We start from the raw sequence: 21,597 nt of genomic DNA, 5'->3' as shown, positions 1-21,597 counted from the left end.
TACCACTTATTTGTCGCCCATGCTTAGTGATTCCTCCTCAGGCACTTACATGTATATGGAGGCCAAGGTTATCGATCTTCTTTTTTTTGGGTAACCCAACCTTTTTCCTCATTCTTTAGCGCAGGAACCTACAAAATAAAGCCCCCTGCGTATGTTACAAAGAAGGGTCATCTTTATCATTTACTCCACCTGGAATCATCTCGCTGCCCCCTTTTTCTTTGACTCATACCCACAGCTTAACCTCCCCCCTCAGACATCTATAGGGGGTGGGTCATTTTTATGCATTTTTTTGAAAAATACTTACGCTTGAGTTTCTAAGGTCTCTGGATATCTTACTTCGTTCGATGAGTGATAAATGTTTTCGTGTAGCAGTAATCGGAGCGACGGGTGCAGTGGGACAGGAGATACTGCGCGTCCTGGAACGTAGAAACTTCCCGGTGGAGAAAATAAAGCTACTCGCCTCGGAGCGTTCCGCAGGCAAGGAACTCGATTTTCAGGGCCGTGCTCACAAGGTCGAGGCGGTTAGTGGTGAAAGTTTCCGCGATATTGACTACGCTTTTTTTAGTGCAGGGGCTACTCGATCTCGCGAATTTGTCCCGGCCGCAGTAAGCGCTGGCGCGGTAGTAATCGATAATTCATCCGCCTATCGAATGGATCCATCCATCCCCTTAGTCATCCCTGAAGTAAACCCTGAGGATCTGGAGAAGCATAAGGGTATTATTGCCAATCCAAATTGTTGCGCAGCCATCCTGGGTGTAGCCATCGCGCCTATTCATCGGGCTGCTAAGGTCAAAAGTATGATCGTTTCTACCTATCAGTCTGCTAGTGGAGCAGGGGCGCAGGCCATGCAAGAGCTTGAAGAACAATGCCGTGATTTTGCGAAGGGAGAATCTCTTAAGAAAGAAGCATTCCCGCATCAAATTGCTTTTAACGTCTTTTCTCACAACTCCACAATTGAAGAAAATGGGTATAACGGAGAGGAAAATAAAATCGTGGCTGAGGTTCAGAAAATTTTCCATGCACCTGATATGCCCATCTCTGCGACTTGTATACGAGTTCCTGTTTTACGCGCGCATTCTGAGTCAATCAATCTCACTCTGGAAAACCCTCTTTCTCCAGAGGAGGCCGCTAAACTACTTGAGGATGCCCCAGGCGTTGAAGTCATAGATGATGCAGCAGCCAATCACTTCCCCATGCCGCTAGAAGCCACCGGGAAGCTCGATGTTTTAGTGGGCAGGGTTCGCAAAGACCCTACTACCACAAATGGCCTGGCTCTATTTGTGAGTGGAGACCAGCTACTCAAAGGCGCGGCTTGGAATGCCGTTCAAATCGCTGAAACACTTTGCTCGCCTGTAAAAAAAGACTGCTAAAAAACGTTCGTCATCGTATAAAATGTTATGTGAATGGTCGGGTAAGATGGCGGAAAATCCTAGAAAAGAAAATGGCAAGACCGGAGACATCCAGGTGAGCGTGAATCCAGATCTAAAGAAGCATACGGCGGTGAAACAAAGTGAAGGGCTGCAAACTCAAGGCTTTTCTGGTTTAGCAATGCGAATGAGCCTACCGCAGCGAATCTTAGTAGGATTTATCCGATTATACCAACTTTTGCTTTCCCCAATCATCCATACCCTAGGAGGGCCTGGGTGCGGCTGCCGTTTCTACCCGAGTTGCTCAGCCTACGCCATGGAGGCTGTTCGCCAGCATGGAGTTATTCGAGGTCTATGGCTATCGACAAAACGGATTTTGCGCTGCCATCCTTGGGGAGGACATGGCTTCGATCCCGTCCCTACCGCACCTACCTGGTCTGACGTTCTTGAAAATCGTATGCGGAGGTGATGGTCACCTGATCGCCCAGGTTACTCGAGCTTGTCTCAAGTCGTACCGTCTAGTCATGGGGGAGTCAATCACTGGACGCAGGCACCGGGCGGCACTCTTCGCAGAGCCCGTAAACTTCCATCAGGTGGGTAACCTCACTAAATCCTAACTTCTGCGCACGTTCTTCCAACTCCTTGGCCAAAGAGAGATCCAGACGTTCCGTTTTATGGCATTCCCTGCAGACAAAATGATGGTGATGGTCGTCGGGGTCAGCCAGTTCAAAGAGGCAACCGCTTTCTTCTAGAGGTATTCTCTGGATAATGCCAATGCCCTCGAAAGCCTCTAAAGTTCGGTACACTGTCACAAGGTCACTTTCGGGAAGGCCCGCGCGATCTCGCAAGGCTGCGGCGGAAACAGGACGATCCATAGCAAGCAGTACACCCAACAACCGCTCTCGTTTTCTGGTCATGCGCAATGAACTTTGCTCAATAGACTGGAGAATGCATTGAAGAAATCCTTTATCGCGGCTCATATGAAAGTCCCTTTCATTATGCTTGCGTTTCAACCAGCATCTTTCAAGATTAAAGTATGGAAACATCCCATCTGATTTTTGCTAAACGAGAGAGTGTCGAACAGGTTGAAGAAGGCAAGGAACTCGCACCCAAATTTGATCAACAAGGAGTCATCCCTTGCGTAACGCTTCATGCCGGAAGTCGAGAGGTCTTGATGTTTGCTTTTATGAACTCGGAGGCCCTAGCCCTTACCATTGAAACCGGTTTGGCTCACTATTGGTCACGCTCTCGGCAGAAACTCTGGAAAAAAGGAGAAACCTCTGGAATGTTTCAGAAGGTCCAACGCATGCTCATTGATGATGATCAGGACTGTGTGGTCATAGAAGTAAGCCTGACCGCCCCAGATGCAGGAGGTAAAGAAGCTTCATGCCATGTGGGATACCGCTCATGCTTTTATCGTGAAGTCCCAATTGGTGAAACAAAATCACCGGTTCAACTCCAATTCATTGAATCCGATAAGGCTTTTGATCCTCAAGCGGTTTATGGGGATGCACCCAATCCAACTCAGCTTTGAGATCCAGGCACCTATAGGTTTCGGATTGCAGGTGTTCTAAGAACGAAGCAACTGCGGCAACTATTGTCGGTTTGGCGGTATCTCGGGCCTTTGTCCATGAGAATGGGAAGAGGCACTGAACCGTGGTGCTCATCTCTTTCTCGTGCACAAAACACCGTTTCAACCTTTTTTCAATAAGCTGCTGATCCAAACCGATTCCTATGAACACGAGCTCTTGTACCGAAGATGGCGACAACAAATGGAATAGTCCCTGGGGAGGGGGATGCCCAGGCTAGCACATCCAGTGTAGTACGTTGAGTATGTGCTACCTAGGAGAATCAGGCAAAATTGTTCCGGAAGGTTTTTATCCCAATCCATCTCATGCAAGACAGGCTATTGAGCTTCTTAGCAGCTACGGTATTGAAGTAGTGTGGGGAGTTGCTTGCAAAACACTTAACCCTCCGTTCAGTAACCGTATACAGGCCCTAATGAACAAACTTCAACGATTGCCAACAACTACGTCGCGTGGTTGATTTTCGCGAGTAGGAGTGTTATTGAAATTTGGAATCAAAAGAATTACTGATGTGAGGCATTAAAAGTCCTGGCACGCTCTAGAAATGATTTGATGTAGTCGACGTTACTATCTTCCTGACGGATCCCTAAAAAGATTTGCTTAGCCACCCCTTTTTTGCCAAGTCGCACCGGGAAAATAGGGTATTTTGCTGAATAATCTTCAACCAGCCAGCGGGGCAGTGCGGCAACACCTCGACCACAAGCAACTAATTGAAGCATTATTTCAGTTGTTTCTACAACTTTTTGTCGCCTTACGGTCATTCCAGACGGCGCTAGAAATTGGGTGTAAATATCCAGTCGCTCTGGCGAAACAGGGTAAGTGAAGAGCACCTCGTCAGCGAGTTGTCGCGGTATGACATAGTCAGAGCCTTTGAGTCGATGGTCAGTCCCGATGACCAAAACCTGCTCGTAATCGAAGACTGGCTCAAAGGAGAGTCTTTTTTTATGGTAGGGATCTGGTGTAACGAGCAGATCGATCTCATGAGCGAAGAGTGCTCCAACACCGCCAAATTGAAACGCCTGTTTTACGTCAAGATCGATCAATGGCCAGTCTAACAAATAAGTTGTAGTGATTTTTTGCAGCCACTGGTAACAAGGGTGACATTCCATACCGATTCTCAATGTTCCCCGTTCACCACGGGAGAACTGTCTGAGACGATTCTCAGCATGTATAAGCTGAGGAACTAGTCGATTCGCAGTAGCCAAGAGATGGGCTCCCGCTTGTGTAGGCTTGAGTTGGCGCCCCTCTCGATGCCAAAGCTTCACCTCCAGTTGATTCTCCAATTTTCGCATACTATGACTAAGCGCTGACTGAGTCAGATGTAATGCATCTGCAGCTGCGGTCATACTGCCGTGCTGATCAACCGCAAGAATGATTTCGAGGTGAATACGTTCTAGGTGAGTCATTTTACATTCAATGAACCAAACTCATTGTTTCATGAATTAATACCATTTTTATTCATTGATAAGATTCATTATTGTTAGATCTATGACATTAATCAAGCATCAGCAAATTAAAACACACTCATTGGGATATCCTCGCATTGGTGAGAAACGGGAATTAAAAAAAGCTACGGAAGCCTACTGGAAAGGTACCCTACCTCTATCCGAACTACTTGCTACGGGCAAAAAAATACGCGAAACCAACTGGAAGAAGCAGCAGGCAGCAGGGATTGATCTTATTCCAGTGAACGATTTTTCCTTCTATGATCAGATGTTAGATATGAGTTGTCTACTCGGTAATATACCTCCACGCTTCCAAGCGAAAGGCGATCAAAGCAACATTGATACAACCTTCACCATAGCCCGTGGCACACAGAGAGGAGCGGCTTCGTTAGAGGAAGAAAAAGACTGTCAGACAGGTAAAGTTTCAACCTTTGCCAGCGAGATGACAAAATGGTTCGACACGAATTATCACTTCATAGTGCCCGAATTCAATAAAGACACAAGGTTCTCTCTGAGTAGCACTAAGATCTTTGATGAATTCTCAGAAGCAAGGGTTCTGGGCATTCATCCAAAGCCAGTGCTGGTTGGCCCGGTAACTTACCTCTCCTTAGGTAAAGTTCAAGACTCTAGAAACCCAGATTTTGATCCGTATACATTGCTAGATAACCTTGTTGCCGTTTATAGAGAGATTATCACCAAACTCTTGGATAAAGGGGCGGAATGGATACAGCTCGACGAACCGATTTTTTCAACTGACCTTAGTGATCCACAGGTGAATGCGTTTAAGGTGGCTTATGAAAGCCTTTCGACTTTTAAAGACTCTGCCAAGCTGCTCGTTAGCACGTATTTCGGCGGAGTCCGAGACAATCTGAACACCTATCTCTCCCTGCCGGTTGATGCCTTGCATTTTGATTTTGTTAGAGGCATAGAGGACATTGATACTGTCCTCGCTAATTTCCCGGAAGACAAAATTCTCTCCGCTGGAGTCGTCGAAGGCCGTAACATTTGGAAAAACGATTACGACGTCTCACTCAAGGTTCTAGAGAGGGCCAAGGCTAAGGTTGGTCAAGATCGGCTTTGGGTTGCTCCAAGTTGCTCGTTGTTACATTCACCCGTTACTTTAAAGAATGAGCCTAAACTCGATGAGAAATTAAAAAGTTGGCTAGCCTTTGCCGATGAGAAACTAACCGAAGTGGTAGAACTCCGGCAGCTTTTAGATGGAACTTGTAGTCTGGGGTATTTGATAACGAACCGCGCTGCATCCGAAGATCGAAAATCTAACAAGCGTATCCACAATGATGCTGTAAAAACTCGTCTCGCAGCTATTAGGCCTAGCGACTTCCATCGCGCCTCCCCATTCTCCGAACGCCAACCCAAGCAGCGAGAAAAGCTCCAATTGCCCGAGTTCCCCACCACAACTATTGGATCATTCCCACAAACCAAAGCAGTACGCCAGGCACGAGCTCATTGGAAAAAGGCATCCATCAGTCATACGGAATATGACAAATTCCTAAAGAAAGAAACTGCCAAGTGTATCGCCTTTCAAGACAAAATCGGGATCGATATGCCTGTTCATGGTGAATTCGAACGCAATGATATGGTGGAATACTTTGGCGAAAACCTTGAAGGCTTTGCATTCACAAGTAACGGTTGGGTGCAGAGCTACGGAAGTCGCTATGTCAAACCACCTATCATCTTCGGTGATGTCAGCCGCCCTGAACCCATGACCGTTTACTGGTCCGAGTATGCTCAGTCACTAACGAAGCGCCCTATGAAAGGCATGCTCACAGGTCCAGTGACCCTCCTTCAATGGAGTTTCGTGCGGGATGACCAGCCACGCTCCGTCACCACACATCAGATTGCCCTTGCGATACGAGATGAAGTAATGGATCTCGAAGCTGCCGGGATTGCTGCAATCCAAATTGACGAGCCTGCATTCCGTGAAGGTTTACCTTTACGTCGCTGTGAGTGGGATGACTACCTCGAATGGGCAGTGAAGGCATTTCGTCTAAGCGCGTGCGGAGTCAAGGATGACACTCAGATCCACACACACATGTGCTACTCAGAGTTCAATGACATTATTAAATCCATAGCTGCTATGGATGCAGACGTCATCACTATTGAAACCTCGCGCTCCAACATGGAACTACTCGATGCCTTCGTAGACTTCAAATATCCCAACGAGATAGGACCCGGTGTTTATGACATCCACTCCCCACGGGTACCACCGGCCGAGGAAATGACTCATCTCATATCTAAAGCAGAGTCATTACTCCCGCGTCAGAACCTCTGGGTAAATCCAGATTGTGGGCTGAAGACTCGACAATGGACAGAGGTAAAGCCATCACTCATCAATATGGTTGAAACGGCAAAAGCCTTGCGTGCTGGCACATCCAATCCCCAAAAGTATACCAGATCACTTTCGGATAAGCCTGTCTCGTCGCTTTAGTTACTGCCAAGAGATCACTACTCATGGCTTCATTATTTTATTGAAAGTTACTTTCATTAGTCTTGCCCTTAACCAAAAGAACTGCAGGATTAAAATAGTGAACTTGAAATACCAAAATTTATCTTTGCCTAGCGCCATGCGCTAAGTTAATCGAGAAAGTTGAAGACATGACCGAAGTGACATTGTCAACCCCGTTCAATGAGACAAGCGCTCAGACAGATCCACAGTCAGGCGAAGACAGCCGCGGCATCCCACTGCAAGAAGTGGGAATTAGCCGGGTGCGCTACCCTATTATGATTGATGGATGGGAGACCAACACCGGCAGGCAGCGGGAGGTAGAGGGTCTCTTTGACCTCACTGTTTCTCTTGCTGCTCAGAATCGAGGTGTCCACATGAGTCGCCTCATTCAATCTCTACATCAATGGGAAGAACCCCTAAGCCCAGCCTCCTTACAGAGCTTTCTAGAGGATATGCGTTACCAACAGAAAGCTACCAGCGCCTCCATGAGCTGTGCCTTCACTTGGTTTGTCAACCGCCCTGCACCTAAGACCCAGCATCCAGCATGGCTGGGAATCCAAACCACTTGGCATGCATCTCAAAATGAGCATAGCAGTAACAGCGGCTATACCCTATGTGTTCCTGTCACCACACTCTGCCCATGCAGCCGTGAAATCAGTGACTACGGGGCTCACAGCCAACGCGGATGGATCACAGTGATGATCAAATGGCAACACAACAACCACATTGTTCCACCCGAAGAGATCTTTGAAAAGCTCCAGCATGCTGGCAGCGCAGCCATTTATCCCCTACTCAAACGACCTGATGAACGCCATGTCACTATGGAAGCCTATGAGCAGCCCGCCTTTGTGGAGGATGTAGCGCGTCGCACAGTCCTCTTGTTACGGGAAGATTCTCGGATTTCTGAATTCCGGATTGAGGTGCGTAATGAAGAGAGCATCCACACGCATGACGCTATCGCTGTTGTCACATCATGCCACGTTCCCAAATGAAGCATTCGGCTATAAGTTTGGTCCGCGCAAAGTCCATAAAACCTATCGTATGCAAGAAAACCAGTGCCGTTGATTAGTGAGAACGACTTTCATTTAAATTGACTTTATCTTCACCATCGATAACTAATTATCAATATAGAACCGCATCTCACATGACCTGCAGAGTAAAAGCTACCGCGATTATCGTAACACCGATTAAGCAATCCATTCCAACCCCTGCGCTATGCTAGACTATAGGTCTCGAGTAAAATTCCTGAGTAATAAGCTATGAAAAACACATTAAGAAAACTCCCTGTCACAGTACTCACCGGCTTCCTCGGGGCAGGCAAGACGACACTCTTAAACCGGGTACTGACCGAACAACATGGTATGAGAATCGCAGTGATAGAAAATGAATTTGGCGAGGTGGGAATCGACCATGAACTAGTCATCAACTCCGAAGAGGAAATCTTCGAAATGAATAATGGATGTATTTGTTGCACCGTAAGAGGCGATCTTATAAGAATTCTGGCAAGGTTGATGAAGCGTCAGGACAAATTCGATCATATTCTGATTGAGACCACGGGCTTGGCTGACCCTGGTCCAGTGGTGCAAACTTTTTTTGTAGATGACGAGATAAACGAGCAACTAGAAATCAATGCTGTTATCACGCTAGTAGATGCCCATCACATCGATCTACATCTCGATTCCTCCGACGAAGCAAAAGAGCAAATCGCTTTTGCTGATGTTATCATCCTAAATAAATCGGACCTTGTAATGCCAGCGGACCTGGATCGATTAGAAGCGCGTATCAAGGCCATGAATGGCATGGCGAAGATTTACCGGACCACAAACTCAAAGGTTGAAATGGATAAAATCCTTAACGTAGGAGGCTTTAATTTGGATCATGCCATTGGTGTTGACCCCCGCTTTCTGGAGCCTGAGTACCCTTTTGAATGGGGTGGAATTCTATCCCTTCCTAAGAAGCCGTTGGAAATAGTGGCAAAACAGAATCCTGATCCATCCATGAAGCTAGCCATTGTTCCAGTTGAAACGGCATCAGAAGAAGAAATGGCTCAAGCCAGGGAAACCGCCGTTAGGCTTTTTTCTAGTCAGGACGTCATAGATTGTAAATCTGGAGTAAAGCTTTCCTCTTCTACCCTGCATGAATTGGTCCTGAACGATGGAGAGATGCACTGGCCTCTGGATCTACAAGGTGCGGGCTACTATGCCTTTTTTACTGAACATTACCCAGAGGAGCTTGACATGCATATCATGGTAGAAGGGACGCCAGTTTCTCCCGAAACTGCCAAGGCCTACAAGCCTGATCACGAACATGATGAAACGGTTAGCAGTGTTGGTATCGAAATTGAGGGGGAATGTGACGAAGCCCTGCTTCAAAAATGGCTAAGTCGTCTCCTAAGTGAACGGGGAACCGATATCTTTCGCATGAAAGGTGTCTTTGCCGTTAGCGGCGACCCCCATCGCGTTATTTTCCAAGGGGTGCACATGATTCTGGACGCTCAAGATGGCGGGCCCTGGGGTGATCGCAAGCGCCAGAACATCCTTGTTTTTATAGGGCGCAACCTAGATCGAGAAGAACTCAACAGTGAATTCTCCAAATGCCTGAAATGACGCAGAGCCATTCTTCCGATAAGTCAGCTAATCGACTTATTGAGTTTGCAAGAATCGAACTCGAAGAACACACATTGGCCATTCGCTGGAGTCCAACCGGAAACCTGCTTGCCGCTATGCCCTCTGAAGGATCGATTATTGTGCTGGATGTCGCAGAAGGCTCAAAATGTAGTCTGAAGGGTCACGGCTCTGACAACGCCTCTCTCGCGTGGCATCCCAAGCGTAACTTACTCGCCACCTGCGGACAGGATGGTATGATTCGAATTTACGGGGAAACATTACCATTCACGAAGCCAATCATAGAATTTCTAGCCGGAAAAGGCTGGATTGAAACTCTCGCATGGAACTGCGATGGCAGCTTGCTAGCTGTGGGAGTGGACCGGACACTACTGATTTTTGACCCACAATCAGGAGAGATTACTCAGAGCTTCAATTCGCACAGAAGCACCATTTGCGACCTAGCCTGGAACCCCATTCGTCGCGATGAAATTGCCACTGTGTGCGATGGCGGGGCCAATATGTGGCGGATTGGAGAAAAAAAACCGTTTGGAAAATTTGAATGGGGTGGAGCTAGCTTGAAAGTGCTTTGGAGTCCCGACGGCCGTTGGGTTGTGACAGGTGACCAACTTCCGAGCGTGCACATCTACGACGTTCCCAAGCAAATACCGCTCCACATTCAGGGGTATCAAGGTAAGGTCCGCGCCCTAACATGGGAAGATAGAAGCGAATGGCTTGCAACTGCAGGTGGAAACTCGGTTACTGTCTGGCCTTGCACAGGAAACAAAGGTCCCGATGGGGCCACCCCTATCGAATTATTGGGGCATGAGGGAAAGGTATGCGCATTGCACTTTGCACCCGGCCAAACTATTTTGGCATCCGGCGACGATGAAGGAGTTCTACTTCTCTGGCTTCCAAAAAATCAAACCTCTCCTGCTCAGTTAATACTCTTGCAATCATCAATAACTGATATTAAATTTTCGCCGGATTCCACCTACCTGAGCATCGGAACTACTGAGGGAATTGTCTCCATCCGCACCATCGTAAGAAACGACAAATGAGACACATCAATGAATACTATGATCAAGCATTATGAATAAGACTAAACCTATAAAAATCCTAGCCATTTTACCAACCTTGCTGACTGTTATGCTCTGCATCTTACCAGCTCTCCCCAGCTCTATGCTTAACGCTGAGGAGCCTCAGTCAAAAAAGCTACGAGTTGTCACAAGCTTTTTACCCATACAGTCCCACACAACTGCTATCGCCGGCGACATGGCCCAAGTTGAACAGCTTCTAGACAAAGAAGCCGGTCCACATGATTTTCAACTGACACCGAGTTCTGTTCGTAAATTAGCGGAAGCAGACCTCTTTATTATCAACGGAGCCGGAATAGAAGATTGGCTTGATGAACTGATAAAGAAAGCGGGTAATAAGAACCTAGTCATAGTTGACACTTCAAAAGGTATTCGATTGCTCGATAACCCAGAAGAAATCCTGACAGATGCAGGTGACCACCGTGCCCATGATCACAAACATCATGACCACGGGCATGACCATTCGCACGCTGATGGAAAAAATCCACACACGTGGCTGGACCCTGTGATTGCTCTCAAACAAGCCGAAATCATCTCCAAGGCTTTGCAAAAGGCAGATTCCTCTAATGCTAGCATTTACCAAGCGAACACGAAGGCCTACATTGCCGAGCTTAAGAAGCTTGATGCCGATTTTGCCTCTGCACTCGCTCCGCTGCCCAATAAGAATCTCGTTACCTTTCATGAAGCTTTCCCCTATCTGGCAGAGCGTTACGAGCTTAATTATGTGGGAGCGATCTCGAAATTTCCTGAAAAGGACCCTTCTCCGAAGCAATTGGCTGCCCTAGTCGACAAGATCAAGGAACTTCGAATTGGTGTTCTATTCTGCGAGGAAGCCTACGCTCCCGAGCTCTTGAAGAAAATCGCAGGACAAACTGGAGCTAAGGTTTCAACTCTCAACACTCTGGAGGTTGGCCAAGGTAATGCCACTGCCTACATTAGCCTAATGCGCGCTAATCTGGTCGCATTGAGAGCGGCCTTCACCGTGGAGTCTTAATGGTCTGCAAAGGAGAAGATATAGCAGCTATTCAGGGTGCTCCCCCTACGCCACTTCTGCGTATTGAGGGAGCGAGTGTATGCTATGGAGAGCATCAAGCGTTACATAAGATAGACTTAAGCATTTGCCATGGCGATCGCCTTGCTGTGATCGGGCCAAACGGAGCAGGTAAAACAACCCTTCTGCGTCTTTTGATTGGTCTCGAATTGCCTAGTGAAGGTCGCATCTTTTGGCCAGGGCAGCGTCCACGGATTGGCTATGTCCCGCAACGACTAGGATTTGACAAACACTTTCCTCTGACCGTTTTGGAGTTTCTCGCTGTAAATCATCCTAAGACTGGCATTTGGCTTGGAGGCGTTCCCCCTCGCGTTAGTAAAAGCATATCCGAAGCCCTTCTAATAACAGGGACTCAAGACGTGAAAAACCAGCTGTTAGGAACACTTTCCGGCGGCCAACTACAACGAGTGCTCATTGCCGCTGCCCTGCTTCAACGTCCTCAGATCCTTGTTATGGATGAACCATCAGCAAGCATCGATAACCGGGGCTCTGATGAATTGAGGACCATGCTCTCCCAACTCCATGAATCTGACAATCTGACGCTGGTATTTGTCTCGCATGACTTACACTTCGTAGCTGGTCTAGCAAAACAAGTCGCTTGCCTTAACAGTTCTATCTGTGGACTGGGGGAACCACAGGAAATTCTCAGTTCTCATGTACTTGGCAAGGCTTATGGTGAGGGCATTCGTTTCTTTCATCCATTCGAAGATAATACCAGGATGAAAGCATGAGCTGGCCTGAAATATGGTCTTACGAGTTCATGCGTCACGCCTTAATTTCAGCCTCGATTTTAGGACCGACCTGTGCACTCCTTGGCGTGTTTGTTACCTTACGAGGAATGGCCTTTTTCAGTGATGCACTGGCTCATTCCGCAGTGACAGGAGTTGCCCTTGGCTTCCTTCTCGAAGAGCAGCTTGGCTGGAATCTGAACCCAATGGTCGTGGTCTTTCTATTTGCCACCTTACTCGGTTTATTAATGGCCAGGCTCAGCCGTAGCGGCGTATTGCGGCCGGATACCATTATCGCCTTTTCCTTTTCCGGAAGTGTTGCACTCGGAGTCCTCATTATCGCTGGATTGGGCAAATACAGAATGCTTAACGGAATTCTTTTCGGTAGCATCTATGCTAATGACGTAACTAGTATCATCTACCAATCTCTATTAGCTTTGACAGTTGTGTGTTTCCTTACAGTCAACATGCGACGTCTCACAATCATGACCCTGAATCCAGAGTTAGCCCATGTGCAAGGCATTCCGAACGCCTGGTTGCACTACACGTTCACACTACTTTTGGCTGCCACAGTTGTTATTTCCATGAAAATGCTGGGAGCCCTGCTGCTTAGCGCCATGATTGTTGTGCCGGCTGCGGCAGGTAAGGTCGTCGCTAAAAGTTTTCGTGGCCTTCTTCTTGTGGCCCTAGTCTGTGGGATTGTCGCACCATGGAGTGGTGTTTGGACTTCAGTGCAGCACGACCTCCCCACTGGACCTACCATCGTCCTGAGTAGCGTCCTTTTTTTACTCCTAGCCTATGTATGGCGAGGTCTTAGCAAATTAATCAAACCCCATTGTGATACTTTTACGCCAATCAAGAATTGAATCCCATGGAGCAGTAACTCAAACACTATTGTTCTAACACCTTTATGGGCTTAAGATCAAACTTCGCATTTTGCCCCAGGAATTCGCAAGGGTTGTTATGAAAAATATCAATTGCTTCCTGAAGCGAATGACCTCTCTTACGAAATTCAACAATGCTCTCTTGGAGGGTGAACGGATCACTTGGACCCCAATCGGCAGATGAGTTCACTAGCAAGCGTTCCTTTCCATACTTCTCTAAAATATCAACAGCGCGTTTGGGAGAGCACTTGGTAATGGGATAAATAGTCATACCTGCCCAGTAACCCGCGTCGAGTATTGATTCCACAGTTTGTTCTTCTGCGTGATCAATCCATATACGTTCTGGATTTACATCCATACCTGAAAGCACTTCTAAAACCGTTTTGGTACCGTGCGCCTTGTCTGAAAGATGCGGGGTATGAATAAGAACAAGCTGATCCTGTTTCATGGCCATTTCAACATGCGCTTGGAGCGAATCAATCTCATTCCGGGTAGATTTATGAAGACCCGTTTCACCAACACCTAAGCATGTGGGCATTTGCAAGAACTCAGGAATTTTCTCAAGCACGGACTGGGTGAGTTCAGGATTTTCAGCTTCTTTGGGATTAACGGCTACCCAGCAGAAATGCCGTATCCCATATTCAGCAGCACGAGTAGGTTCAAACTCACTGATTTGCTTAAAATAGTCCAGGAAAGTTTCGGGATAGTCCCGATCAAAGCCCGCCCAAAATGCGGGCTCAACAACACAGACAACTCCTGACATTGCCATACGCTCATAGTCTTGAGCAGTTCTCGCTATTGCATGATAATGAGGTTGAATAATCTGCATGGTATTAGACTCGGGCAAAAAGCTCTAAGAGCTGCTTGGTACGATCATCCGATCGATCGTCTCTAGCTAATATGGAAAATGCTTCTCGAAGCACCTCCAACTTACTTTCATCAGAGGCAGTGGACCCTTCGCGCTTCACTGAAGCCTGATAACGATCCAGCATGGCTGCACTCTCCAATAGCATACAGCGGGTTTCAAGATAGTACTTGTCGATAACTTCTTGTGGCTTAAGCATGATAGTTAATAATAAAGAATAATTAAGTAATGAACAGAATATCCTAGGCTTTAAGTCCTACCCCGATGTCCTTAATTTTTTCACTCACAAAACATTCTTTCAACGTATTTTCAATAAGCTGCTGATCCAAACCAATTCCTATGAACACAAGCTCTTGTCTTCGGTCACCAAAAACCGGTAGCCACGACTTCATGACAATTTCCGGTGCTTCATCAAGATCCACCTTCCCATGCTCAATCATTGTATGCCACCATTCGGCCAAATAATCAGCTCGAAGCATCTTCCCGGCTATGGAAAGGAGCCCGACTCGAGTGGGCACACGGTCGGTCCAATAAAAGCCCTTGGCCCGAAGAACACCTGGTAGTCCAGTTCGCATCGCTTTGAGAAACCTAGCCTCTTGAAACTGGATTCTTGCGTTAAAAACAAATGTCTCGAGTCCGTAATCTCTATGGTGACGGTGTGCCACTGGCTCGGGATTATGGTTAACGGAGAAGAGATCACTAGTAGAATTCATTGAGAAGCCATCAGAGGAATGATTTCCAGATGAAAGAAAATCGCTGACCGTGCGTTTTTTCTGCTTATCGGTTTTTTCAACGGCTTGCCAAGCAGTCCTACGCCCCTTCTGATTATCAAGGATAGCATGTCGCCAGGCAGCTCCCCTTAGCGTTTCTTCGCTGAAACGATGCTGGTTCATGAGTTTTTCGATATCGACTTCTCCATAACTGCTCTCCCATATTTCCGCAGATCGGTTCAGACTTTTGAGGTAGTCACGAAACCTATGGCGGTCCTTTTCTTCTAAAACATGCACCTTGTTGATTAGCAAAATATCCGCACATTCGATCTGCTCCATAAGCAGCTCTTGTAAAGGTAAGACCTGACATGTACCATCTGAGTGAAGGTGCTTTCTTTTGTCTCCCCCTGTGTTTTCAGGAGATTCCAGATAATGACTCAGATTACCTCCGTCAACCACTGTTACCATGTTGGCAATTTTTAGAAAATCCGTAACGCTTCGACCGTAAGCGTTTTTTGTGTTCATGGTTTGCAAGATCCCGCCGGGGTCTGCCACTCCCGTGGCCTCAATGATGATATGTCCAGGTTGAAAGCGCTGCCTCAACTCGAGAAGAGCATCCAACAAATCCGTCTCAATGCTGCAACAGATGCAGCCACCCTGTAGCTCAAGCATTTTGGTAATCACTCCATCCTGCTCATTGACGGCATTTTTGATTAAGGAGGCATCAATGTTAATCTCTCCGAGGTCGTTTACAATGACCGCAATTTTCTGAGATGTAGACGCAAGAATCCTGTTGAGTAGTGTTGTTTTGCCAGCACCGAGAAAACCACTAATCACTGTCACCGGGGTTTGAGTCGTGGACTTGTCCGCAACATCTGGATTCCACATCAAAAAGCTCATAGTAAATGAAAGTGACTTGCATTTTTAATGTCAATAAGAAAACAGATTAGGATTTCCTTCTAATACAATTATATGAAGCTCCCGAAGTTAGAAGGGAACCTTTTTTGTATTGACTTAGTGAAAGTCACTTTTATTAATTGGATATGGATTTCGATGTCGTTATCGTCGGTGCAGGACCAGCCGGAATCGGCTGTGCTCTAGCGTTGCGGCGGGCGGGGATCGAAAAAGTAATTTTACTGGACACAGATAAGGTTGGCGCTTCGTTCCGACGCTGGCCGGAAGAGATGCGCTTGATCACACCTTCTTTTCATGCCAACCCCTTCTTTCAAACAGACTTGAATGCGGTCACACCGGACACGAGCCCAGCGGATTTTCTTCAGAAAGAACACCTCAGCGGCAAGAGATATGCGGATTATCTTCAAGCAATTGCTATTCAATTCAAATTGGATTTTCGAGAAAACGAGAGAGTTTCAGAGATTATACCGGAACCCAATGGTTACACAGTGCATGCGGAGAACTCAACGTATCATGCAAAGGCTGTTATATGGGCAGGGGGCGAATTCTCCCTTCCCAAATCTGGTTCTTTTCCGGGAAGTGAATATTGTGCACATTCCAGCATCTTTCGCACTTGGAGCGACTTCCGGGGAGAAGAAGCCTTGGTCATTGGAGGCTACGAAAGTGGTATAGATGCGGCCTCTCATCTGACGGCACTCGGCAAGCGAGTCGTGGTAGTATCCAGTGGAGAGCCATGGAACATTGACCACCCAGACCCTAGCGAAGTGCTCAGCCCCTACACTCGAGAGCGCTTGCTTAGCATGATGAAAAATCATCCAGATCGCCTCTCTCTGTTTGGAAACTCGACGGTGGTGCAGGTAAACCGCCTCTCTGACCGCTATGTTGTAGAAACGAAGGAGGGAGGAGTCTTCGACACAAAGCACCGCCCTATCGCTGCAACTGGCTTTCAATCAGCACTCACACCAATTAAAGAACTCTTCGAGTGGAAAGGCTCCATACCCCAATTCACAGAAGACGACGAGTCCACTCTGCTTCCCGGCCTCTATTACTCAGGACCATCGCTAGTTCAAAAGAATTCTAAATTTTGCTTTATCTACAAATTCCGAGCGCGCTTTGGCGTGATTGCCCGATCCATTGCTCGGCATTTGAACTATCCAGAGCCCGATCTGGAAGACGACCGCCGCCGAGGGTTTTTGATTGACGATCTAGAGTGTTGCACAAACTGTGAATGTGCTATCGAACCGGAAGCTGAGGCTGTCGAGAGTCGTTCATGAACTCGGAGTTTACTGCAAAGAAATTTCCTCGCAGATCAGAGACGAAGCGCCCATCCGTGGCAGTACTCGGTTTGGAAAGTGTCGGCAAGAGTAGTCTCTTATCCGCTTTGTCCGGTCGCTTTGCTGATTCATCTGCCTTGATCGGTTCGACCTTGCACTGCCAACATTATCCCGATGAGTCTTGGGATTGGGTCGACACACCCGGTCTAGTAACCGGCTCGGATGCGGCGACCGTGCGAGACGCACTTGATGCTTTAGAGTCTGCCGAATCCGTTTTAGTTGTTTTACGAGCTTACCGAGCACGTGAAGAACTGGCCGCTATACTACCCACACTTGGATCACGCAAGGTAGCAGTCATCCTTACTTTCCGCGATTCACTTGCCTCGCTAGATCAAGAGAAAGAACAACACTTATTGGCGAGCTGGAAGGAAAAACTGGGAGTGCCCGTTATGCTATTAGATAGCCGTTCACCGGATGCCACGGAACTATCCCACCTGCGCATAGCAGTAAAACAGTCGAGTCGCTTGCAACCGATTCGCCCTGATAAATTACCCACCTTTCCCAAAGCTCAGAGAAAGTCGTGGAAGGTAGGATTAGAACGAGCAATGAGATTTGTGCCATTAAGTTTAATCATGCTTTTCGGACCAGCATGCTTCGCTGTCATTCAAGCAAATGCGCTTGCCGACCGATTCTATGATTCGGTTGGGAAATTGCTAGCTCCTTTACTTAGCTGGCTCAATGAACTTCCTGCGCCCCTAGCCGCCATACTTGGAGGCGACTATGGGATCGTTGCCATGTTCCCCTTCCTTGTCTTGTATGCTCTACCGACAATCCTCATCTTCACCGTGTTGATTGGAATTTACAAAAGCACGGGATTGATTGACCACCTCTCCTACAGTCTTCACAAATGGCTTAAGCCTTTCGGCTTAGGAGGGCGAGACCTCGTGCGAGTGGTAATGGGCTTTGGCTGTAATGTTCCTGCTGTCGCCGCAACCCGATCTTGCCCCACTTGCTCGCGAGGAACCTGCGTATCTGCTATCTCTTTTGGCTCCGCTTGTTCCTACCAACTCCCATCTACTTTGGCTGTTTTTGCAGCGGCGGGTTTTATGTGGTTAGGTCCGGTCTATCTTGCGATTTTAGCTTTAACAACTCTGCTTTATTTACGCCTGACAAAGCCATCGGCGCTGCTCCAGGCCCAAAGCAAGATATTACTACCGACTTTGAGTCACCTGCGCTCGCCTGACTGGAGAGCAGTCTTTCGAGAGGCTATACAAAGTCTTCGAGACTTTGCACTCATGGCATTACCGATATTCGTTGGAATTTGTATCATTGCCGGTTTATTACAATGGTCGGGGGTACTCCATGGATTCACGCATTTATTGGCGCCAGTGATGGCTGTCTTCAACCTGCCGCCGGAAGCCGCACTTGCTATTGTGCTCGGCTCCGTGCGCAAAGATGGCATAGCCATTGGCCTTTTAAATGCCGAGCGGAATTTACTTAAAGTTCCTTTAGATACCCCTATTCAAGTACTAACAGCTGTCTACCTTGCAGGTGTCTTGTTACCTTGCCTTGTCACCTTGCTAGCGGTGGCAAAAGAAATGCGCCCCAGCTTCGCTCTCAAGATGGTCGGACGACAAGTATGTTATGCCGCACTCTTTTCTCTATGCATTGCCTGGTTTGGCGCTCTACTGATTTTATCACCCCTAAACCCACTCCATTGATATGCAAAATAGTAACCAAAAACTCCCTGTTACTGTCCTCTCCGGGTTTCTTGGTGCTGGAAAAACGACGTTACTCAATCATATTCTTCGCAATCGTGAAGGCAAGAAGGTTGCGGTGATTGTCAACGACATGAGTGAGGTCAATATCGATGCCGCTCTCGTTCGTTCCAACGATGCCTCACTCTCCCATGCAGAAGAAAAAATGGTCGAAATGTCGAACGGGTGTATCTGCTGCACACTTCGCGAAGATTTGCTTGTTGAGATTGGGAAACTAGCTCGAGAAGGTCGCTTCGACCACCTTGTTATCGAATCAACTGGCGTTAGTGAGCCTATGCCAGTAGCAGAGACTTTCACCTTCAGGGATGAACATGGCCACTCACTTGGAGACATTGCCGGAATAGACACGATGGTCACAGTAGTTGATGCCTTGAATTTTATGCGAGACTACGAAAGCGTCGACAACCTCCAGGCTCGTGGCACCGCCGTAGCGGAGGAAGATGAACGAACTATAGTCGACTTGCTCGTTGACCAGGTCGAGTTCGCTAACGTTATTTTGATTAATAAGATCGACTTAATCTCGCCAGAAGACCGCAAGCGTATATGTGGCATGATAGTGGCGCTCAATCCCAAGGCAAAGGTTTATGAAACAACCCATTCTGAAATTGCTCTTGATCGCGTCATGGGAACTGGGCTCTTCGATCTCGCTGAAGCTGAGGAAACTAGCGGATGGCTCCATTCGCTAGTGGAACAAACGCCTGAAACCGAAGAATACGGCATCTCGAATTTCCTCTACGAGCGTCGAATCCCGTTTCACCCCGAGCGACTTTTCAAAATTTTCCATACCGAATGGCCTGGCGTAATTCGTTCGAAGGGACTCTTTTGGCTCGCGACTCGATCACGAAATGTAGGCGTTTGGTCACAAGCAGGTGCCATGAGTAAACATGAATGCTTAGGATTTTTCTGGGCAGCCATTCCTCGCGAGCATTGGCCCAAAGATCCTGATCAACTTGCTCAAATCGAACGTATCAGCCAAGGCCCTTATGGAGATTGTCGCCAAGAAATCGTGCTCATTGGGATGAACATGGACCGCGAAGCTCTGACCGCCATGTTGGATAGCGCCCTTCTAACAGAAGAGGAAATGGCCATGGAAAGACGAGAATGGAGAAACCATTTCATCGACCCTTTTCCAGAGTGGGACTGATCTTACCATTCTTTATGCTGAGCAAAATTTTTAAGTTCAGTGGATTTAAGATCAATCAATGCGACGAATGGATTTGGGCCAAGGGTCGACAAAGCTCTCTCCGTTTTGCCATGCACTGATTTCCTCATCAGTGCATAAAGCGTTCTCAAGCACGGAGGCAAATGATTCTGAGGCCGTTTTGAGACCAATGAGAGTGAGCTCGTTGTGACGGTCGCCAAAAATAGGGTGCTGAGTTTCGAGATCCTCCTTCAATTGCTCGACTTCTTCGGGCAACAGCTTCCCATCCCGATTGTGGACGACTTCAGCGCGCCAGAAACCAGTGATTTCAAGAGCAATCTGACTCCCGGATTGCTGCCAGAGGAGCACATGAGCAGGGCGCGAGGCAAGCCATAAGAAACCCTTCGTTCGGTAAAGTCCAGTGCTCAGTTGGTTGCAGCAGGCTTCGTGCAAGCGCTCCGGATGGAACGGCCGCTGATCACGGAAGACCAGAGATTCTATGTTGTCGGCGGTGGAGGACTGCTGGGAGAGGTCCAGGTCCTTAGCAAGCCCTTTTAATACAGAGACCTTCGGAGCAGGGGTCTCTTCAAGCTGGGGAAGCAGCAGTCCGGCTTGGGCCGAGAGCCCGATAGCTGCCCGTGGCTGGAGCTTCTGAAGGATTGGGATCTGGGCATCAATTACATGCCTAGGTAAGGTGTCGATCTTGGTGAGGATAATCACATTAGCAAAGGCTATCTGCTCAGCGAGAACTTCTGCAGCCCGGCGAAGCGCAACATCTTGCGTACCAAAGGATTCGTCAATTAACATGCGACCGTCTGCGAAATCGCGATGCAGATTCAAAGCGTCGACAGTAACAATGAAGTGTCTTAAGGAGAATCGCTCGTCCTGCGTGAGTGATTTGATTAATGGCCACGGGCGAGCAGCTCCTGTACTTTCACATAGGACGAGAGGTGCAACAGGATCAAGAGCAGAAATCTCATTGAGAGCTGTCCCCACAGAAGCATAAAGCTGATCGCGCGCATGACTACCATGCAGCGCCGCCACGCGACCTGCAAGGCAACCAAGGGCAGGTGTCGAGCCTTCTTCAGAAAGCAGCTCGGCATCAACGCCAAGCTCGCTGAGATCATGAACGATCACTGCTGCGTCACGCAAGGCTTGGTCGCGTCGCCAACGTCGGAGCAGTGTTGTCTTACCCGAGCCGAGGAAACCACAGAGAGCAATAATTGGGATTGAGCTCATAGGACTGATTGCTAAAAAAACGAGTCTGTCGGAATTGGCTCATAAATACTAGCATCAACACAACAAACTCCTCTATCCCCCAACGTATAGAACCTAAGAGCCTAACCGCAACATGAATTATTGGAACAACATTTACCATGACTACTCGAGCCACTTTTACTGGATGAAGTAAAAAAGCCTCCAGTAATAACCCTACGAATGCGTTGACCCGTCTCCGGATGCTTAGAAAGAGCATCTTCCGTCATACTTTGTTTGATTTCATAACGGATCGGTTTTTCAGATGCTTTCTTGGGAATAGTCTCGTAAGTGTAAATGGGCATAGTCTCCTTTATGGTTGCTCAATTTCTTTCTAATTATTGAATGAATCTAACGCACATCATGTAACGAAAGTTGAACAAGGCACACAATGAAATGATAGTAACACAAATATTGATATCCGCCTCAATT

Annotated in this window: 21 protein-coding genes; 14 read left to right on the top strand and 7 right to left on the bottom strand. The window is 47.6% G+C overall.

Annotation, left to right across the window (positions count from 1 at the left end; genetic code table 11):
• Positions 1-344: 344 nt before the first annotated feature.
• Together AAGA18_05140 and yidD are read left to right on the top strand one after the other, a co-directional pair.
• A complete protein-coding gene (locus tag AAGA18_05140; GenBank protein MEM9444721.1) occupies positions 345-1,370 on the top strand; it encodes an aspartate-semialdehyde dehydrogenase in 1,026 nt (341 codons plus the stop codon).
• Positions 1,371-1,392: 22 nt separating this feature from the next.
• Positions 1,393-1,836: a membrane protein insertion efficiency factor YidD gene (yidD, locus tag AAGA18_05135; GenBank protein MEM9444720.1), complete on the top strand. Its 444-nt coding sequence runs from the start codon at positions 1,393-1,395 to the stop codon at positions 1,834-1,836.
• Between the two features lie 64 nt (positions 1,837-1,900).
• On the opposite strand, the gene AAGA18_05130 is transcribed toward yidD, so the two are convergent.
• Positions 1,901-2,347, bottom strand: a complete 447-nt coding sequence (locus AAGA18_05130) for a Fur family transcriptional regulator (protein ID MEM9444719.1) — start codon at positions 2,345-2,347, stop codon at positions 1,901-1,903.
• A gap of 56 nt (positions 2,348-2,403) precedes the next feature.
• Here AAGA18_05130 and hisI point away from each other — a divergent pair, with 56 nt between their 5' ends.
• Positions 2,404-2,901 carry a phosphoribosyl-AMP cyclohydrolase gene (hisI, locus tag AAGA18_05125; protein MEM9444718.1) on the top strand — a complete coding sequence of 166 codons (498 nt, stop codon included), beginning with the start codon at positions 2,404-2,406 and terminating at the stop codon, positions 2,899-2,901.
• Positions 2,902-3,194: 293 nt separating this feature from the next.
• The gene (locus AAGA18_05120; GenBank protein MEM9444717.1) at positions 3,195-3,413 is read left to right on the top strand and encodes a hypothetical protein; all 219 of its coding nucleotides are present in this window, start codon (positions 3,195-3,197) and stop codon (positions 3,411-3,413) included.
• Positions 3,414-3,456: 43 nt separating this feature from the next.
• On the opposite strand, the gene AAGA18_05115 is transcribed toward AAGA18_05120, so the two are convergent.
• Positions 3,457-4,359 carry a LysR family transcriptional regulator gene (locus tag AAGA18_05115; GenBank protein MEM9444716.1) on the bottom strand — a complete coding sequence of 301 codons (903 nt, stop codon included), beginning with the start codon at positions 4,357-4,359 and terminating at the stop codon, positions 3,457-3,459.
• Positions 4,360-4,441: 82 nt separating this feature from the next.
• Here AAGA18_05115 and metE point away from each other — a divergent pair, with 82 nt between their 5' ends.
• The 7 genes from metE to AAGA18_05080 all read left to right on the top strand — a co-directional run bounded on the left by metE (position 4,442) and on the right by AAGA18_05080 (position 13,210).
• Positions 4,442-6,847, top strand: coding sequence for a 5-methyltetrahydropteroyltriglutamate--homocysteine S-methyltransferase (gene metE / locus AAGA18_05110; protein ID MEM9444715.1), 2,406 nt, complete (start codon positions 4,442-4,444; stop codon positions 6,845-6,847).
• 167 nt (positions 6,848-7,014) lie between these two features.
• On the top strand, positions 7,015-7,857 hold the full coding sequence (gene folE2 / locus AAGA18_05105) for a GTP cyclohydrolase FolE2 (GenBank protein MEM9444714.1): 843 nt from the start codon (positions 7,015-7,017) through the stop codon (positions 7,855-7,857).
• A 267-nt stretch (positions 7,858-8,124) separates the two neighbouring features.
• Positions 8,125-9,471, top strand: a complete 1,347-nt coding sequence (locus AAGA18_05100; protein MEM9444713.1) for a GTP-binding protein — start codon at positions 8,125-8,127, stop codon at positions 9,469-9,471.
• Entirely contained in the window at positions 9,459-10,529 is a 1,071-nt protein-coding gene (locus AAGA18_05095; protein MEM9444712.1) for a hypothetical protein, read from the top strand. Before AAGA18_05100 ends, AAGA18_05095 begins: the two co-directional genes overlap by 13 nt.
• 31 nt (positions 10,530-10,560) lie before the next feature.
• Positions 10,561-11,559 carry a zinc ABC transporter substrate-binding protein gene (locus AAGA18_05090; protein ID MEM9444711.1) on the top strand — a complete coding sequence of 333 codons (999 nt, stop codon included), beginning with the start codon at positions 10,561-10,563 and terminating at the stop codon, positions 11,557-11,559.
• Complete coding sequence (locus AAGA18_05085; GenBank protein ID MEM9444710.1) at positions 11,559-12,347, top strand: metal ABC transporter ATP-binding protein; 789 nt, start codon at positions 11,559-11,561, stop codon at positions 12,345-12,347. The genes AAGA18_05090 and AAGA18_05085 overlap by 1 nt, the downstream gene beginning before the upstream one ends.
• Positions 12,344-13,210 carry a metal ABC transporter permease gene (locus tag AAGA18_05080; GenBank protein MEM9444709.1) on the top strand — a complete coding sequence of 289 codons (867 nt, stop codon included), beginning with the start codon at positions 12,344-12,346 and terminating at the stop codon, positions 13,208-13,210. Before AAGA18_05085 ends, AAGA18_05080 begins: the two co-directional genes overlap by 4 nt.
• A gap of 25 nt (positions 13,211-13,235) precedes the next feature.
• Here the strand turns inward: AAGA18_05080 and AAGA18_05075 are convergent, their stop codons facing one another.
• From AAGA18_05075 to AAGA18_05065, 3 genes are read right to left on the bottom strand one after another with little or no spacing between them, the layout of a single operon-like run.
• Positions 13,236-14,057 carry a TatD family hydrolase gene (locus tag AAGA18_05075; protein MEM9444708.1) on the bottom strand — a complete coding sequence of 274 codons (822 nt, stop codon included), beginning with the start codon at positions 14,055-14,057 and terminating at the stop codon, positions 13,236-13,238.
• 4 nt (positions 14,058-14,061) lie between these two features.
• Positions 14,062-14,292 (bottom strand): hypothetical protein, encoded by a 231-nt coding sequence (locus AAGA18_05070; protein ID MEM9444707.1) that lies wholly within the window; start codon positions 14,290-14,292, stop codon positions 14,062-14,064.
• A 43-nt stretch (positions 14,293-14,335) separates the two neighbouring features.
• Positions 14,336-15,703, bottom strand: a complete 1,368-nt coding sequence (locus AAGA18_05065) for a GTP-binding protein (protein MEM9444706.1) — start codon at positions 15,701-15,703, stop codon at positions 14,336-14,338.
• Between the two features lie 143 nt (positions 15,704-15,846).
• On the opposite strand from AAGA18_05065, the gene AAGA18_05060 reads away from it, so the two are divergent.
• Genes AAGA18_05060 through zigA form a run of 3 tightly spaced genes read left to right on the top strand, consistent with a single transcriptional unit; the run spans position 15,847 to position 19,914 of the window.
• A complete protein-coding gene (locus tag AAGA18_05060; GenBank protein ID MEM9444705.1) occupies positions 15,847-16,992 on the top strand; it encodes an NAD(P)/FAD-dependent oxidoreductase in 1,146 nt (381 codons plus the stop codon).
• The gene (locus AAGA18_05055; protein ID MEM9444704.1) at positions 16,989-18,713 is read left to right on the top strand and encodes a nucleoside recognition domain-containing protein; all 1,725 of its coding nucleotides are present in this window, start codon (positions 16,989-16,991) and stop codon (positions 18,711-18,713) included. Before AAGA18_05060 ends, AAGA18_05055 begins: the two co-directional genes overlap by 4 nt.
• 1 nt (position 18,714) lies before the next feature.
• Positions 18,715-19,914: a zinc metallochaperone GTPase ZigA gene (zigA, locus tag AAGA18_05050; GenBank protein MEM9444703.1), complete on the top strand. Its 1,200-nt coding sequence runs from the start codon at positions 18,715-18,717 to the stop codon at positions 19,912-19,914.
• A gap of 51 nt (positions 19,915-19,965) precedes the next feature.
• On the opposite strand, the gene AAGA18_05045 is transcribed toward zigA, so the two are convergent.
• Both AAGA18_05045 and AAGA18_05040 read right to left on the bottom strand, forming a co-directional pair.
• Positions 19,966-21,150: a GTP-binding protein gene (locus AAGA18_05045; GenBank protein ID MEM9444702.1), complete on the bottom strand. Its 1,185-nt coding sequence runs from the start codon at positions 21,148-21,150 to the stop codon at positions 19,966-19,968.
• Positions 21,151-21,251: 101 nt separating this feature from the next.
• Positions 21,252-21,470 carry a zinc ribbon domain-containing protein gene (locus AAGA18_05040; GenBank protein MEM9444701.1) on the bottom strand — a complete coding sequence of 73 codons (219 nt, stop codon included), beginning with the start codon at positions 21,468-21,470 and terminating at the stop codon, positions 21,252-21,254.
• Positions 21,471-21,597 lie beyond the last annotated feature (127 nt).

The organism is Verrucomicrobiota bacterium (assembly GCA_039192515.1).
In the GTDB taxonomy this organism is placed as follows: Bacteria; Verrucomicrobiota; Verrucomicrobiia; order Methylacidiphilales; family JBCCWR01; genus JBCCWR01.
Note: the sequence above shows the minus strand (reverse complement) of the source record. Positions and strands in the feature narration are given on the sequence as shown.